At 61.2% G+C, this 14,670-nt stretch carries 14 protein-coding genes; 12 read left to right on the top strand and 2 right to left on the bottom strand.

What is annotated here, in order from left to right:
• Positions 1–237 precede the first annotated feature (237 nt).
• The 3 genes from proB (at position 238) to QMK47_RS25170 (ending at position 3,939) form a co-directional block, all read left to right on the top strand.
• The gene (gene proB / locus QMK47_RS25180) at positions 238–1,356 is read left to right on the top strand and encodes a glutamate 5-kinase (protein ID WP_018600988.1); all 1,119 of its coding nucleotides are present in this window, start codon (positions 238–240) and stop codon (positions 1,354–1,356) included.
• A 9-nt stretch (positions 1,357–1,365) separates the two neighbouring features.
• A complete protein-coding gene (locus QMK47_RS25175) occupies positions 1,366–1,821 on the top strand; it encodes a CreA family protein (protein ID WP_003205733.1) in 456 nt (151 codons plus the stop codon).
• Between the two features lie 81 nt (positions 1,822–1,902).
• Positions 1,903–3,939 carry a hypothetical protein gene (locus QMK47_RS25170; RefSeq protein WP_320389474.1) on the top strand — a complete coding sequence of 679 codons (2,037 nt, stop codon included), beginning with the start codon at positions 1,903–1,905 and terminating at the stop codon, positions 3,937–3,939.
• A 383-nt stretch (positions 3,940–4,322) separates the two neighbouring features.
• Here the strand turns inward: QMK47_RS25170 and rpsT are convergent, their stop codons facing one another.
• Complete coding sequence (gene rpsT, locus QMK47_RS25165; protein ID WP_003185593.1) at positions 4,323–4,601, bottom strand: 30S ribosomal protein S20; 279 nt, start codon at positions 4,599–4,601, stop codon at positions 4,323–4,325.
• 254 nt (positions 4,602–4,855) lie between these two features.
• Between rpsT and murJ the strand changes: the two genes are divergently transcribed.
• From murJ to ispH, 6 genes are all read left to right on the top strand, one after another.
• Positions 4,856–6,394, top strand: coding sequence for a murein biosynthesis integral membrane protein MurJ (murJ, locus tag QMK47_RS25160; RefSeq protein WP_214512587.1), 1,539 nt, complete (start codon positions 4,856–4,858; stop codon positions 6,392–6,394).
• A gap of 129 nt (positions 6,395–6,523) precedes the next feature.
• Positions 6,524–7,462, top strand: a complete 939-nt coding sequence (gene ribF, locus QMK47_RS25155; protein WP_320389473.1) for a bifunctional riboflavin kinase/FAD synthetase — start codon at positions 6,524–6,526, stop codon at positions 7,460–7,462.
• A gap of 13 nt (positions 7,463–7,475) precedes the next feature.
• Entirely contained in the window at positions 7,476–10,307 is a 2,832-nt protein-coding gene (ileS, locus tag QMK47_RS25150) for an isoleucine--tRNA ligase (protein WP_253469511.1), read from the top strand.
• On the top strand, positions 10,300–10,812 hold the full coding sequence (lspA, locus tag QMK47_RS25145; RefSeq protein WP_003205724.1) for a signal peptidase II: 513 nt from the start codon (positions 10,300–10,302) through the stop codon (positions 10,810–10,812). The genes ileS and lspA overlap by 8 nt, the downstream gene beginning before the upstream one ends.
• Positions 10,805–11,242, top strand: coding sequence for an FKBP-type peptidyl-prolyl cis-trans isomerase (fkpB, locus tag QMK47_RS25140; protein WP_063324306.1), 438 nt, complete (start codon positions 10,805–10,807; stop codon positions 11,240–11,242). Before lspA ends, fkpB begins: the two co-directional genes overlap by 8 nt.
• 206 nt (positions 11,243–11,448) lie before the next feature.
• On the top strand, positions 11,449–12,396 hold the full coding sequence (gene ispH, locus QMK47_RS25135; protein ID WP_253469507.1) for a 4-hydroxy-3-methylbut-2-enyl diphosphate reductase: 948 nt from the start codon (positions 11,449–11,451) through the stop codon (positions 12,394–12,396).
• Here ispH and QMK47_RS25130 read toward each other — a convergent pair.
• On the bottom strand, positions 12,350–12,889 hold the full coding sequence (locus QMK47_RS25130) for a GspH/FimT family pseudopilin (RefSeq protein ID WP_320389472.1): 540 nt from the start codon (positions 12,887–12,889) through the stop codon (positions 12,350–12,352). The genes ispH and QMK47_RS25130 overlap by 47 nt on opposite strands.
• Before the next feature lie 120 nt (positions 12,890–13,009).
• Here QMK47_RS25130 and QMK47_RS25125 point away from each other — a divergent pair, with 120 nt between their 5' ends.
• Genes QMK47_RS25125 through QMK47_RS25115 form a run of 3 tightly spaced genes read left to right on the top strand, consistent with a single transcriptional unit; the run spans position 13,010 to position 14,654 of the window.
• Complete coding sequence (locus QMK47_RS25125; RefSeq protein WP_253469501.1) at positions 13,010–13,483, top strand: GspH/FimT family pseudopilin; 474 nt, start codon at positions 13,010–13,012, stop codon at positions 13,481–13,483.
• Positions 13,480–13,941 carry a type IV pilus modification protein PilV gene (pilV, locus tag QMK47_RS25120; protein ID WP_214512592.1) on the top strand — a complete coding sequence of 154 codons (462 nt, stop codon included), beginning with the start codon at positions 13,480–13,482 and terminating at the stop codon, positions 13,939–13,941. The genes QMK47_RS25125 and pilV overlap by 4 nt, the downstream gene beginning before the upstream one ends.
• On the top strand, positions 13,938–14,654 hold the full coding sequence (locus tag QMK47_RS25115; protein ID WP_253469499.1) for a PilW family protein: 717 nt from the start codon (positions 13,938–13,940) through the stop codon (positions 14,652–14,654). Before pilV ends, QMK47_RS25115 begins: the two co-directional genes overlap by 4 nt.
• Positions 14,655–14,670: the final 16 nt, after the last annotated feature.

Raw genomic sequence — 14,670 nt, 5'->3', positions numbered from 1 at the left:
CCAAGGTGTTGAGTGTGACGAGGCCATCGCGAGCAAGCTTTGCTCCCACAGGCTTGATCCCCCCAAGGATTCTCGGGTGGCTGGCATTAACTGGTCCAGTGCGGTGTTATCATCGCAATCAGCCGGTTTCCAAGGCGCCGCTCATTCGAGCGGCGTTTTGGTATCTGTAAAACGCAAATACGAATAATCCCATGGGCGGCGCTGGGTCGCGCCGTTCGCTGGCAAAGGTTGAAGATGATGCGGAGCAAGGTGACGGGTGCGCAGCGCTGGGTCGTGAAGATCGGCAGCGCACTGCTGACGGCAGATGGCAAGGGCCTGGACCGCCAGGCAATGGCGGTGTGGGTCGAGCAGATGGTGGCCTTGCATGAGGCTGGCGTCGAGCTGGTATTGGTCTCTTCCGGGGCTGTGGCCGCCGGTATGAGCCGCCTGGGCTGGACGTCGCGACCCAGCGCGATGCATGAGCTGCAGGCTGCCGCCGCCATCGGCCAGATGGGCCTGGTGCAGGCTTGGGAATCAAGCTTCGCCGAGCACGGTCGCCATACGGCGCAGATCCTGCTGACCCACGATGACCTGTCCGACCGCAAGCGCTACCTCAATGCCCGCAGTACCTTGCGCGCGCTGGTGGAGCTGAAAGTCATCCCGGTGATCAACGAGAACGACACGGTGGTCACCGACGAGATCCGTTTCGGCGATAACGACACCCTGGCCGCGCTGGTGGCGAACCTGGTGGAGGCGGATCTGCTGGTGATCCTCACGGATCGCGACGGCATGTTCGATGCCGATCCGCGCAACAATCCCGATGCCAAGCTGATCTACGAAGCCCGCGCCGACGATCCGGCGCTGGACGCGGTGGCGGGTGGCACGGGTGGTGCGCTGGGCCGTGGTGGCATGCAGACCAAGCTGCGCGCCGCGCGTCTGGCGGCGCGGTCCGGGGCTCACACCATCATCGTGGGTGGGCGCTTGGAGCGGGTGCTGGATCGCCTGAAAGCTGGCGAACGGATCGGCACCTTGCTCTCTCCGGAGCGTGGCATGTTGGCGGCGCGCAAGCAGTGGCTGGCTGGGCATCTGCAGACCCGTGGCACCTTGGTGCTGGATGCTGGTGCTGTGACGGCCCTGTCCCAAGGCAACAAAAGCCTGCTGCCGGTGGGTGTGAAGTTGGTACAAGGCAGTTTCCGTCGGGGCGAAATGGTGGTGTGCGTGGCCCCGGACGGTCGCGAGATCGCCCGTGGCCTGGCCAACTACAGTGCGTTGGAAGCGCAGAAAATCATCGGTCAGTCGTCTGATGCGATTGTCGGTCTGTTGGGTTACATGGCGGAGCCCGAGCTGGTTCACCGTGACAACCTGATCCTCGTCTAAGGAAAAATCATGGGTTTGGCAAAAGGATTGATCGGCTTGCTGCTGGCTGTGCCGCTGCTGGCTTCGGCCGAAGAAATTGGCCAAGTGTCGACGGTGTTCAAGTTTGTCGGGCCGAACGATCGGATCGTGGTCGAGGCGTTCGACGATCCCAAGGTGGATGGCGTGACCTGTTACCTGTCGCGGGCCAAGACCGGCGGCGTGAAGGGCGGCCTGGGTCTGGCCGAGGATCGCGCCGAGGCGTCCATCGCCTGCCGCCAGGTGGGGCCCATCAGCTTCAAGGGTGAGCTCAAGGATGGCGAAGAGGTGTTCCGTGAGCGCACTTCGCTGGTGTTCAAGACCATGCAAGTGGTGCGATTCCTCGACAAGAAGCGCAATACGCTGGTGTACCTGGTCTACAGCGATCGCGTGATCGAGGGCAGCCCGCAGAACGCGGTGACGGCTATTCCGATCTTGCCTTGGCGTTAAGTAGCGAATGACGGGCGAGCCGATCGGCTCGCTTTTTTTATCTCCATGGATTTGTTGTGCTTTTGGCGCGAAGGGATTCGTATGCGTGCGTTTTTGCTGTTGTTTGTATTGGGCTGTTCGGTGTCCGTCGGGGCTTTGGCCGAGCCGTTTTATAGCGAAAAAATCCTGGCCCATCCGCTGATAAAAACTTCCCAGGAGAGTGGGGCGACGCTGGCATTTATCCGCGAGGCCGAGGGTGTCGTGGGCTACTCATGTCTGTGTGATTCGCCGGATGGCGTCCCGCAAGTGCTCGACAGATATGGCGATGCGAGTGTCGAGTCGGTGTTCTACGCCAGCCTCGACAGTGATCTCCAGACGCTGGTCGTGCTGTCGCGGGCAAAGGGGCAGTATGCCCTTCATGGTTATCGGTTCGTGCCGTCCACTGGTGGTTATCGCCGGCTCGAGACATTGCAGTCGGTATTGGATCGTATCGCCGCTGATCGCAAGGTCCTCACTGCCGCGCTGGTCCAGAAAGAGCTGGGCAAGTTGCCGCCCTACGATTACAGCGCCGTTTTGCCCAAGACCGGTATCGCCGAGTTCGACACGCTGGAGCCCGCGAGTGGCACGCTGGTGGGGTACTTTGGCGTCGACGGTGTCCCGGCGTCAGTGGGGCAGCCGCCAGAGGACCCTCATCGCGACACCTACAAAAAGACTTTTCAGCAGCGCGAAGGACGCTGGCTCACGCTGACTTATGAGCGCGTGCCGCCTCAGGACGAGGATGTGGGCTCTGCCTATCGTGTCAGCAGGATGGCCTGGGAAACCCGTCCAGAGGTGTACCAGGGCTCCGAGGATGGGGCGTGGGCGTTCTTGGGTAACGGGCGGCTCTGGGCGCTGGGTGCCTATGTCCAGGGCAAGAGGTCGGGCAAGTGGGCGGAGTTCGACGAGTCGGGCTACGCGTCCACCGGCGCCTATGTGGATGGACTGCGCCAGGGGCCGTGGGTCGTCAGTGATGGCGGCACGGTTTCCAAGGGCATGATCGTCGACGATTTCTATGAGGGGCGCTGGACGATCGAGGCGCAGGACGATGAGGGGGCGATGTCCGGCTTCGATACATACAAACACGGCGATTTTGACGGGCCTTCCGAGCGCGTGCGCCATGGTGAGGTGGTCCAGCGCGGCGATTTCGTGGCGGGGATGCAGTACGGTGGCTGGAAAATGCCGTGGGGTGAGGGGCGTTACGTGCAAGGTGTTCGAGAAGGCCGTTGGACATTGAAGGTGGAAGGCGGTGGTGTCCAGACCGTCGATTTCGTCGCCGACAAGAAGCAAGGCGAATTGCGTGAAGTGGATGCCGCAGGTGTGTTGCGGCTCGTCGAGCATTACCGCGCGGGTGTGTTGGATGGATTGAAAGAAGCCTATGCGGCCAATGGCAAACTCATCTATTCGGCCAGCTATGTCAACGGCCAGATCGAAGGGCGGGCGCTGACCTACACCGATGATGGTGCCGTGCTGCTGTCGGATATCTCGTGGCGCCATGGTTCGCGAGAGGGCGCCTTTCGTCTCTATCATCCCAATGGCCAGCCCGATACGGTGGCGACGTACGAGGGGGATGAGCCCATTGGCAACCTGCAGTCATTTGATGCGACTGGGGTGCTGATCGCGGACAGGAACTATTGCCACGTGCCTGATGGGAAATACACCCGTATCAAGCTTTGCGGCAAACAGCGCGGGGCTTTCAACAATGGGCATTTCGACTCGGAGAGTGATTACCTGTTCGGTAATGAGCAAAGTGCCCGCCACACCCAGGATGGGCGCAAGGTCCGGGAGGTGCTGTTGGGGCCTGATGATCGCGTGACTCGTAACGACTACTACCCCAATGGCCAGTTGAAGTTCTCTGAAGCCAAGCAGGGCTTTCGCCTGATAACGGTCGAGGGGCGCGAATACAAGGACTACTCGTACGCCAAGCGCGAAGGTGAGACGGTCTACTACTACCCGACGGGTGTGGTTGAACGCCGTATGAACTTCAAGGGTGACAAGATAGTGGGTTGTTACACCGGCTACGACGAGGCGGGGGTGCAGAATTTCCCACCACCGGGAGGCTGTCCTCCGCCGAAGCCGGTGGTTTTCAACTTTGGCGAATAGTGCGGGGCTTTAGTGGAGGTATCTGTTTTCACTGACGCCATCGCGAGCAGGCTCGCTCCCATAAGGGGTCTCTGGTGGGCAGTGGATATGCAGCGCACCGAGAATCGATGTGGGAGCCGAGCTTGCTCGCGATAGCGGTGGCACGCCCAGCATGGATGCAGGCTGACTCTCCGCCATCGCGAGCAAGCTCGGCTCCCACAGGGATTTGTGGTGGATGCGATTTGTGTGAGCGCCTCGGAATCGATGTGGGAGCGAGCCTGCTCGCGATGCGGTGGTGCATTCAGTATTAAGGCAAGCTGATCCACTGCTTCCGCAAGGAGGGGTGTTAAATCGCAGGCAATAAAAAACCGACCCTGAGGTCGGTTTTTTAACGAGCGCGTCGCTTAGGCAGCAGCGGCAACGTTCAGGGCCTTTACGTGGCCATTCAAACGGCTCTTATGGCGAGCAGCCTTGTTCTTGTGGATGATGCCTTTATCGGCCATGCGGTCGATAACTGGCACAGCCAGAACGTAAGCAGCTTGAGCTTTTTCAGCGTCTTTTGCGTCGATGGCCTTAACTACGTTCTTGATGTAGGTACGGACCATGGAACGCAGGCTGGCGTTGTGGCTGCGACGCTTCTCAGCCTGTTTTGCACGTTTTTTGGCGGAAGGTGTGTTGGCCACCGTCGAGCTCCTCGAAAGACTTTTTGGGAAATAGCAAACAAAATAGGCCGCGAATCATGCCGATGAGTTGAAGTCTTGTCAAGGGCGGGTGACGCGTTCCGCTGAATGGCAGGTGCTGCGCACCGAAGGATTTCTTTCCGGCGTGCGACCTGTAAACTCGCGGACTTTGGCTCTGCACTGTTTAGCGGCGCGGAGTATCGCACAAGTGGGCGCGTTGTTCGCCTGCTGTTTATCGACAGGCAAAAACTCTTTTCATGAATCTGCTCAAATCGTTGGCCGCCGTCAGCTCTATCACGATGCTTTCCCGCGTCCTGGGGTTCGTTCGCGATACGTTGATCGCACGGATATTCGGCGCCGGGATGGCCACCGACGCCTTCTTCATCGCCTTCAAGTTGCCCAACCTGCTGCGGCGGATCTTCGCCGAAGGGGCGTTCTCCCAGGCCTTCGTGCCGATCCTGGCGGAATATAAAAGCCAGAAGGGCGACGAAGCGACCCGCACGTTCATTGCCTACGTCACCGGCCTGCTGACGTTGGTGCTGGCGCTGGTCACGGCGGCCGGCATGCTCGCCGCACCCTGGGTAATCTGGGCCACGGCCCCGGGTTTCACCGATACGCCAGAAAAATTCCAGCTCACCTCGGACCTGCTGCGGGTGACCTTTCCTTATATATTGCTGATTTCCCTGTCGTCCCTGGCCGGGGCGATCCTCAATACCTGGAACCGCTTTTCCGTACCGGCCTTTGTGCCGACCCTGCTCAATGTCAGCATGATCGTGTTCGCGGTGTTCCTGACGCCGTACTTCGATCCGCCGGTGATGGCCCTCGGCTGGGCAGTGCTGGTGGGTGGCCTGGCGCAATTACTTTATCAACTGCCGCACCTGAAAAAGATCGGCATGTTGGTCCTGCCACGGCTGAACCTGCGCGACAGCGGCGTGTGGCGGGTGATGAAGCAGATGTTGCCGGCGATCCTCGGGGTGTCGGTAAGCCAGATTTCCCTGATCATCAACACCATCTTTGCCTCGTTCCTGGTGGCCGGCTCGGTGTCGTGGATGTATTACGCCGACCGCTTGATGGAGCTGCCGTCCGGCGTGCTGGGTGTGGCCCTGGGTACGATCCTGCTGCCAACCCTGGCCAAGACCTACGCCAGTCAGGACCGCCAGGAGTACTCGCGCATCCTCGACTGGGGCCTGCGCCTGTGTTTCGTGCTGGTCTTGCCCTGTTCCCTGGCACTGGGAATCCTGGCTGAGCCGCTGACGGTTTCGCTGTTCCAATACGGTCAATTCAACGCCTTCGACGCCTTGATGACCCAGCGTGCGCTGATTGCCTACTCGGTGGGCCTGCTCGGGATCATCGTGATCAAGGTGCTGGCGCCGGGGTTCTATGCCCAGCAGAACATTCGCACGCCAGTGAAAATCGCCATTTTCACCCTGGTGATGACCCAATTGTTCAACCTGATGCTCATCGGCCCGTTGGCCCACGCCGGCCTGGCCCTGGCGATCAGCGCTGGCGCGTGCCTCAATGCCGGGCTGCTGTTTTACCAGTTGCGCAAGCAGAAGATGTATCAGCCGCAGCCGGGCTGGGGCAAATTCGGCCTCAAGCTGGTGGTGGCCGTGGCGGTGATGTCGGCGGTTTTGCTGGGGGCGATGCATTTCATGCCGGCCTGGGGCGAAGGGCAGATGCTCGAGCGGTTCCTGCGCTTGGGTGTGCTGGTGGTTGCCGGCGTGGTGGCGTATTTCGGCATGTTGCTGCTGATGGGGTTCCGTCTGCGTGACTTCAATCGCAAGGCCTTGAGCTGAGGGCAAGCACCCGATAATCCCGGGCCGGGCAGTGGTTTTGTCGGTTCGATCACTTTGGGGTGCGGTGTTGCCTGTCGTCGGCCGCCGGGTGTGGTTATAATCGGCCACTTTATGAGCAAGAAGCGCGTTATGCAGCTGGTCCGAGGCCTCCACAACCTGCGCCCCCAGCATCGGGGCTGTGTCGCCACTATTGGCAACTTCGACGGTGTTCACCGTGGCCACCAGGCTATTCTGGCGCGACTGCGCGAGCGTGCACTGGAGTTGGGCGTGCCCAGCTGCGTGGTGATTTTCGAGCCGCAGCCGCGGGAGTTTTTCGCCCCGGATACCGCCCCGGCCCGTCTGGCCCGGTTGCGCGACAAACTGCAATTGCTGGCCGCCGAAGGCGTCGACCGGGTCCTGTGCCTGGCCTTCAACCAAGGCCTGAGCAAGCTCAGCGCTGCTGAGTTCGTCAAGACCATCCTGGTGGACGGCCTGGATGTGAATCATCTGGAAGTCGGCGATGATTTCCGTTTCGGCTGCGACCGCTCCGGGGATTTCGACTACCTGCAACAAGCCGGTATCGCCCATGGGTTTACCGTCGAAGCGGCGCAGACTGTCGAGATGGACGGCTTGCGCGTCAGCAGCACCCAGGTCCGCAATGCCCTGGCGGCTGCCGACTTTGAATTGGCCGAGCGCTTGCTTGGCCGGCCGTACCGGATTGCCGGGCGGATCCTGCACGGGCAGAAACTGGCGCGCCAATTGGGCACGCCAACGGCCAACGTGCAACTCAAGCGTCGTCGTGTGCCGCTGACCGGGGTGTTCCTGGTGAGTGTCGAGATCGACGGCAAAACCTGGCCCGGTGTCGCCAATATCGGCGTACGACCTACGGTCCAAGGGGATGGCAAGGCCCACCTCGAAGTACATGTTCTGGATTTTGCCGGCGATCTGTATGACCGGCGTTTGACGGTGGTTTTCCACCATAAGCTGCGTGAAGAGCAGCGTTTTGCCTCTCTGGAGGCGCTCAAGACGGCGATCCATGCAGATATCGCCGCCGCCCGTGCCCTTGTCGCAACCAGCGCCAATCGCTAATGAAGAGCCTTAAATGACCGACTATAAAGCCACGCTAAACCTTCCGGACACCGCCTTCCCAATGAAGGCCGGCCTGCCTCAGCGCGAACCACAGATTCTGCAGCGTTGGGACAGCATTGGCCTGTACGGAAAGTTGCGCGAAATTGGCAAGGATCGTCCGAAGTTCGTCCTGCACGACGGCCCTCCGTACGCCAACGGCACTATCCACATCGGTCATGCGCTGAACAAGATTCTCAAGGACATGATCATCCGCTCCAAGACCCTGTCGGGTTTTGATGCGCCGTACGTCCCGGGCTGGGACTGCCATGGCCTGCCGATCGAACACAAGGTCGAAGTGACCCACGGCAAGAACCTGGGCGCGGACAAGACCCGCGAACTGTGCCGTGCCTACGCCACCGAGCAGATCGAAGGGCAGAAGTCCGAATTCATCCGCCTCGGCGTGCTGGGCGACTTCGCCAACCCGTACAAGACCATGGACTTCAAGAACGAAGCCGGCGAAATCCGTGCCCTGGCGAAAATCGTCGAGGGCGGCTTCGTGTTCAAGGGCCTCAAGCCGGTGAACTGGTGCTTCGATTGCGGTTCGGCCCTGGCCGAGGCGGAAGTCGAGTACGAGAACAAGAAGTCCTCGACCATCGACGTCGCGTTCCCGATCGCCGATGAAGACAAGCTCGCCGCAGCTTTCGGCCTGGGCAAGCTGGCCAAGCCGGCCTCGATCGTGATCTGGACCACCACCCCGTGGACCATCCCGGCCAACCAGGCGCTGAACGTCCACCCGGAATTCAACTACGCCCTGGTCGACGTCGGCGACAAACTGCTGGTGCTGGCCGAAGAACTGGTCGAATCCTGCCTGGCCCGCTACAACCTCGAAGGTTCGGTGGTCGCCACCGCGCCAGGTTCGGCGCTGGAGCTGATCAATTTCCGTCATCCGTTCTATGACCGCCTGTCGCCGGTGTACCTGGCCGACTACGTGGAACTGGGCGCAGGTACTGGCGTGGTTCACTCCGCGCCGGCCTATGGCGTCGACGACTTCGTGACCTGCAAGAAATACGGCATGGTCAACGACGACATCCTCAACCCGGTGCAGAGCAATGGCGTGTACGCGCCGTCGCTGGAGTTCTTTGGCGGCCAGTTCATCTGGAAAGCCAACCCGGCCATCGTCGACAAACTGACAGAAGTCGGCGCGCTGCTGCACACCACCGTCATCGAACACAGCTACATGCACTGCTGGCGGCACAAGACCCCGCTGATCTACCGCGCCACCGCGCAGTGGTTCATCGGCATGGACAAGCAGCCAACCAGCGGCGACACCCTGCGCCAGCGTTCGCTCAAGGCCATCGAAGAGACCCAGTTCGTGCCGGCCTGGGGCCAGGCGCGCCTGCACTCGATGATCGCCAACCGTCCGGACTGGTGCATCTCCCGCCAGCGCAACTGGGGCGTGCCGATCCCGTTCTTCCTGAACAAGGAAAGCGGCGAGTTGCACCCGCGCACCGTCGAACTGATGGAAATCGTGGCCAAGCGCGTCGAGTCCGAAGGCATCGAAGCCTGGTTCAAGATGGATGCCGCCGAGCTGCTGGGTGACGAAGCGCCGCTGTACGACAAGATCAGCGACACCCTGGACGTCTGGTTCGACTCCGGCACCACCCATTGGCACGTGCTGCGCGGTTCGCACCCGATGGGCCACGAGACGGGCCCGCGTGCCGACCTGTACCTGGAAGGCTCGGACCAGCACCGCGGCTGGTTCCACTCGTCGCTGCTGACCGGTTGCGCCATCGACAACCACGCGCCGTATCGCGAGTTGCTGACCCACGGCTTCACGGTCGACGAGTCCGGTCGCAAGATGTCCAAGTCCCTGGGCAACGTGATCGCGCCGCAGAAGGTCAACGACACCTTGGGCGCCGACATCATGCGCCTGTGGGTTGCGTCCACCGACTATTCCGGCGAGATGGCCGTTTCCGAGCAGATCCTGCAGCGCAGCGCGGACGCCTACCGGCGGATCCGTAACACCGCGCGCTTCCTGCTTTCCAACCTGACCGGTTTCAACCCGGCCACCGACCTGCTGCCGGCCGAAGAAATGCTCGCGCTGGACCGTTGGGCCGTGGACCGTACCCTGCTGCTGCAACGCGAATTGCAGGAGCACTACGGCGAATACCGCTTCTGGAACGTCTACTCCAAGATCCACAACTTCTGCGTGCAGGAGCTCGGTGGTTTCTACCTCGACATCATCAAGGACCGCCAGTACACCACTGGCGCCAACAGCAAGGCCCGTCGTTCGTGCCAGACCGCGCTGTTCCACATCAGCGAGGCCCTGGTGCGCTGGATCGCACCGATCCTGGCGTTCACCGCCGACGAGCTGTGGCAGTACCTGCCGGGCGAGCGTAACGAATCGGTGATGCTCAACACCTGGTACGAAGGCCTGACCGAACTGCCGCAAGGCTTCGAGCTGGATCGTGCGTATTGGGATCGCGTGATGGCGGTCAAGGCGGCGGTCAACAAGGAAATGGAGATCCAGCGTGCGGCCAAGGCCGTCGGTGGCAACCTGCAGGCCGAAGTGACCCTCTATGCCGAAGATGACCTGAGTGCCGATCTGGCCAGGCTGAGCAACGAGCTGCGCTTCGTGCTGATCACCTCCACCGCCAGCGTTGCACCTTTCGTGCAGGCGCCGGCCGATGCGGTGATCACTGAAGTCAGCGGCCTGAAGCTGAAGATCGTCAAGTCGAACCACACCAAGTGCGCCCGTTGCTGGCACTGCCGTGAAGACGTCGGCGTGAATCCGGAGCATCCGGAAATCTGCGGTCGTTGCGTCGACAACATCAGCGGCACCGGTGAGGTTCGTCATTATGCCTAACGCGGCGGGCCGCTTCGGGCGGCTGGGCTGGCTCTGGTTGAGTGTGCTGGTACTGGTCATCGACCAGGCCAGCAAGTACTACTTCGAGAACTCGCTGACCATGTACCAGCAGATCGTGATCATTCCCGACTACTTCAGCTGGACCTTGGCCTACAACACTGGTGCGGCATTCAGCTTCCTGGCCGACAGTTCGGGCTGGCAGCGCTGGCTGTTCGCCCTGATCGCCGTCGTGGTCAGCGCCGTGCTGGTGGTCTGGCTCAAGCGCCTGGGGCGCAATGAGACCTGGCTGGCCGTGGCGCTGGCCTTGGTGCTCGGTGGTGCCTTGGGCAACCTCTATGACCGCATCGCCCTGGGCCATGTCATCGATTTCATCCTGGTGCATTGGCAGAACCGCTGGTATTTCCCGGCGTTCAACTTTGCCGACAGCGCCATCAGCGTGGGCGCCGTGATGCTCGCCCTGGATATGTTCAAGAGCAAGAAAACCGGAGAAGCCGTCCATGACTGAGCAGCGTATCGCTCAAAACACTGAAGTGAAGCTTCACTTCGCCCTGTACCTGGAAAACGGTGACACCGTCGACAGCACCTTCGACAAGGCTCCGGCGGTGTTCAAGGTCGGTGATGGCAACCTGCTACCAGGCTTCGAAGCGGCGATCTTCGGCTTCAAGGCCGGCGACAAGCGCACTGTGGTCGTACCGCCAGAAAACGCCTTTGGTCAGCCCAACCCGCAAAACGTGCAGACCATGCCACGCTCCCAGTTCCAGGACATGGAACTGTCCCAGGGCCTGCTGGTGATCTTCAACGACGCGGCCAATACCGAGTTGCCGGGTGTGGTGAAGGCTTTCGACGACGCCCAGGTGACCGTGGACTTCAACCATCCGCTGGCGGGCAAGACCTTGAACTTCGAAGTGGAAATCCTCGAAGTGAAGGCGGTTTAAGGTTTTACAGGCAGTTCCTGCTGCCACTCGATTTACTGTGGGAGCGAGCTCGCTCGCGATTGCGCAGACCCTTTTAGTCCAGGGGTGACTGCCCCATCGCCATCGCGAGCAAGCTCGCTCCCACATGGGATCTCCATTGTTTTCGGGCCTTTCGCTCGATTAACAGGCAAGCATTCAATTCTTGCGCGCAAGACACGAGGCACAGCATGCAAATCAAACTCGCCAACCCCCGTGGCTTCTGCGCCGGTGTGGACCGGGCGATCGAAATCGTCAACCGCGCCCTGGAAGTCTTCGGGCCGCCGATCTACGTGCGCCACGAAGTGGTCCACAACAAATTCGTCGTCGAAGACCTGCGTAGCCGTGGGGCGATTTTCGTCGAGGAACTGGACCAGGTGCCGGACGACGTCATCGTGATCTTCAGCGCCCATGGGGTTTCCCAGGCCGTACGCACTGAAGCCGCCGGCCGTGGCCTGAAGGTTTTCGACGCGACGTGCCCATTGGTGACCAAGGTGCACATCGAAGTGGCGCGCTACAGCCGTGATGGTCGCGAATGCATCCTGATCGGCCATGAAGGCCATCCGGAAGTCGAAGGCACCATGGGTCAATACGATGCCAGCAACGGCGGTGCGATCTACCTGGTCGAAGACGAGGAAGACGTGGCGGCCCTGCAGGTTCGCAACCCTGAGAGCCTGGCTTTTGTTACCCAGACGACCCTGTCCATGGACGACACCAGCCGTGTGATCGACGCCCTGCGCTCGCGCTTTCCGGCCATCGGCGGCCCGCGCAAGGATGACATCTGCTACGCCACCCAGAACCGTCAGGATGCGGTCAAGCAACTGGCCGATGAGTGCGATGTGGTGCTGGTCGTCGGCAGCCCCAACAGCTCCAACTCCAACCGCTTGCGTGAGCTGGCCGAGCGCATGGCCACCCCGGCCTACCTGATCGACGGTGCCGAAGACATGCAACGCAGCTGGTTCGATGGGGTCGAGCGCATCGGCATCACTGCCGGTGCCTCCGCGCCGGAAGTGCTGGTGCGCGGTGTGATCCAGCAATTGCAGGCCTGGGGCGCAACGGGTGCCGATGAACTGGCCGGTCGCGAGGAGAACGTCACGTTCTCGATGCCGAAAGAGTTGCGCGTGCGCTCCTTGCTTTAAGTCCTTTCTCGCACAGCGCCTGTTCGGCCGCGACGCTTTCCAGGCGGACGCGGCCGGAAGGCGCCAGTATCACTTGATGGTGGCTGACCGGCCCGCGTTTGGCGCAGACATGCAGCCTGCCGGCCTGGAAGGCGCCGCTGGTTTGCAGTGCTTCGCCCTGGTTGCCGAACCTCACCCTGCGTCTCATCGGCTGGTTGCCGACCACACGAGCGCTTGCGGTGCGTTCCATCAGCAAGGTTTTTTCCTTGTTGTCCAGCATGATCCGCCAACCCCGGCCCCAATCGTTGTCTATCCCTTGTATCAATACGCGGCGGTTACGCGTGATGGCTTCGCTGCGGGCAATGCGCAATCCGCTGATCAGCAACTGCGCGGTGTCCTCGCGTTCGATGGATTCGATCAGCTCTTTGTAGCTCGCGCCGGCCCACGGCAGAACAATTGCGGCGATTGCCAGTCCCATGAGCAGTTCGATCAGGCTGAAACCCTGTTGATACATGACGTCTCCTCCCTGGAGTACGAAAACGACGAGCGCCGTGAACCGAAACAACCGCACACAAGGCGGTGGTTTGTTCTAGCGTGTAGAGGCAGGTATAGCCGACGGCAACGGAGGGCATCGATGGATCTTCGTACAAAAGGTTTCACGCTGATCGAGGTGCTGGTGGCCCTTGGCGTGCTGCTGATCCTGATTACCATGGCGGTGCCGTCATTCACGGGCTCGCTGCAGAGCACCAAGGCCGATACCGAGATCGGCGACTTGCGCCGGGCGCTGAACTTTGCCCGGATGGAGGCGATCGACCGTGGTATCACCACGCGAATTCGTCCCACGACCCAAGGCGGTGCCTGGAGCGGCGAACTCACGGTGTATGACAGTACTGGCTCGTCGCCCATTATATTGCGGGTTGTTCCAGCGATGGGCAGTGGCGTGACTCTGACGCTACCCTCAGACGTGACTAGCATCGATTTCAACAACCTCGGCGGGTTATCGGCACCGGCCACGCCAGTGAGCTTCAATTACGTAAGAGGAGCGCAGAGCAGGACGCTGAATGTTTGCCTCAATGGACGAATCGTATTGGGTGGAAATTGCGGATGAAGGGTTGCAGTAAAAGGGCGCAGGCCGGCATGACGTTGATCGAGGTGCTGGTGGCGGTGCTGATTCTCGGCGTCGGCTTGCTGGGGGCGGCGATGATCCAGCTCAATGCGCTCAAGTACACCGACAGTTCGCGCATGACCAGCCAGGCCAGTTTCATTGCCTATGACCTGCTGGACCGCATTCGCGCCAACTCCGGCGCCGACTACACCATCACACCGCCCAGCTCGCCGAACCTCAACGTGGCCCGGGACCAGGATCTCTACGATTTCAAGACCAACATCATCGCCTTCGGCGGCGCCACGGCCACCGGCACCATTGCCCTGAACCAGCGGGTCTACACGATTACCATCTCCTGGGACGACGCCCGGGCCGCCAACACCACCAACGCCGCTGAGGCGCGACGCAGCTTCGTACTGACCAGCCGCGTCGCTGTCGATCCGGCGGGGACGCCGCCATGAACCGGTACAGTCGCGGTTTTGGCCTGATCGAGTTGATGATCGCGCTGGTGCTCAGCCTGATCGTCATCCTGGGTGTCGTGCAGATTTTCATTGCCGCCAAAAATACCTACGTCAGCCAGAATGCCGCCGCGGTGATTCAGGAGGACGCGCGGTTTGCCTTGAGCAAAATGGTCCAGGAAATTCGCATGGTGGGCATGTTCGGCTGCCTGGCGACCATCATCGATGCCTCGACGGATAACAGTTTCGCTGCCAGCCAGACCACTCCAATCCGTTGGGATAACGCCAACCGGAGGCTGACGCTGGTCACCGCGGACATTGGGGGTGGCGGTAGCCTGCCGACCTGGACCGTCGTCTCCGATTGCCGTACCTCGGCGACGGCCTACTCGAACGCCCGGGCGCCAGCGACGGGGCAGTTGGCGTTCCCGATCCGTCGACTGGTCTACAGCTTCAACAACAACCAATTGCTGTTGGGCAGCGGCACCGGCAATCCGCCGACGCTGTCGGTGCTGGTGGACAACGTGCGGGCATTCGATGTGACGTTCGGCATGGCCGCCAGCGCCACGGACATCGCAGCGTCGAGCTACACCGGCAACCCGGCAGACCCGGCACTGATCCGCAGCGTGCGCCTGAGCCTGACGCTCTTTGATCCAAGGAACACGGTGCGCGAGCAGACCTTCAATGTGGTTGCCGCCTTGCGCAACCGGCTTCTATGAGGGGGCGATCGATGAT

The organism is Pseudomonas sp. P9_35, from assembly GCF_034008205.1.
GTDB classification, from domain to species: Bacteria; Pseudomonadota; Gammaproteobacteria; order Pseudomonadales; family Pseudomonadaceae; genus Aquipseudomonas; species Aquipseudomonas kilonensis.
The sequence above is the reverse complement of the archived record's forward strand: the minus strand, read 5'-3'. Positions and strand labels throughout refer to the sequence as shown.

Coding starts and splice junctions, on each gene's coding strand:
- proB (WP_018600988.1), top strand. CDS start 238: ATGCGGAGCAAGGTGACGGGTGCGCAGCGCTGGGTCGTGAAGATCGGC.
- QMK47_RS25175 (WP_003205733.1), top strand. CDS start 1,366: ATGGGTTTGGCAAAAGGATTGATCGGCTTGCTGCTGGCTGTGCCGCTG.
- QMK47_RS25170 (WP_320389474.1), top strand. CDS start 1,903: ATGCGTGCGTTTTTGCTGTTGTTTGTATTGGGCTGTTCGGTGTCCGTC.
- murJ (WP_214512587.1), top strand. CDS start 4,856: ATGAATCTGCTCAAATCGTTGGCCGCCGTCAGCTCTATCACGATGCTT.
- ribF (WP_320389473.1), top strand. CDS start 6,524: ATGCAGCTGGTCCGAGGCCTCCACAACCTGCGCCCCCAGCATCGGGGC.
- ileS (WP_253469511.1), top strand. CDS start 7,476: ATGACCGACTATAAAGCCACGCTAAACCTTCCGGACACCGCCTTCCCA.
- lspA (WP_003205724.1), top strand. CDS start 10,300: ATGCCTAACGCGGCGGGCCGCTTCGGGCGGCTGGGCTGGCTCTGGTTG.
- fkpB (WP_063324306.1), top strand. CDS start 10,805: ATGACTGAGCAGCGTATCGCTCAAAACACTGAAGTGAAGCTTCACTTC.
- ispH (WP_253469507.1), top strand. CDS start 11,449: ATGCAAATCAAACTCGCCAACCCCCGTGGCTTCTGCGCCGGTGTGGAC.
- QMK47_RS25130 (WP_320389472.1), bottom strand. CDS start 12,889: ATGTATCAACAGGGTTTCAGCCTGATCGAACTGCTCATGGGACTGGCA.
- QMK47_RS25125 (WP_253469501.1), top strand. CDS start 13,010: ATGGATCTTCGTACAAAAGGTTTCACGCTGATCGAGGTGCTGGTGGCC.
- pilV (WP_214512592.1), top strand. CDS start 13,480: ATGAAGGGTTGCAGTAAAAGGGCGCAGGCCGGCATGACGTTGATCGAG.
- QMK47_RS25115 (WP_253469499.1), top strand. CDS start 13,938: ATGAACCGGTACAGTCGCGGTTTTGGCCTGATCGAGTTGATGATCGCG.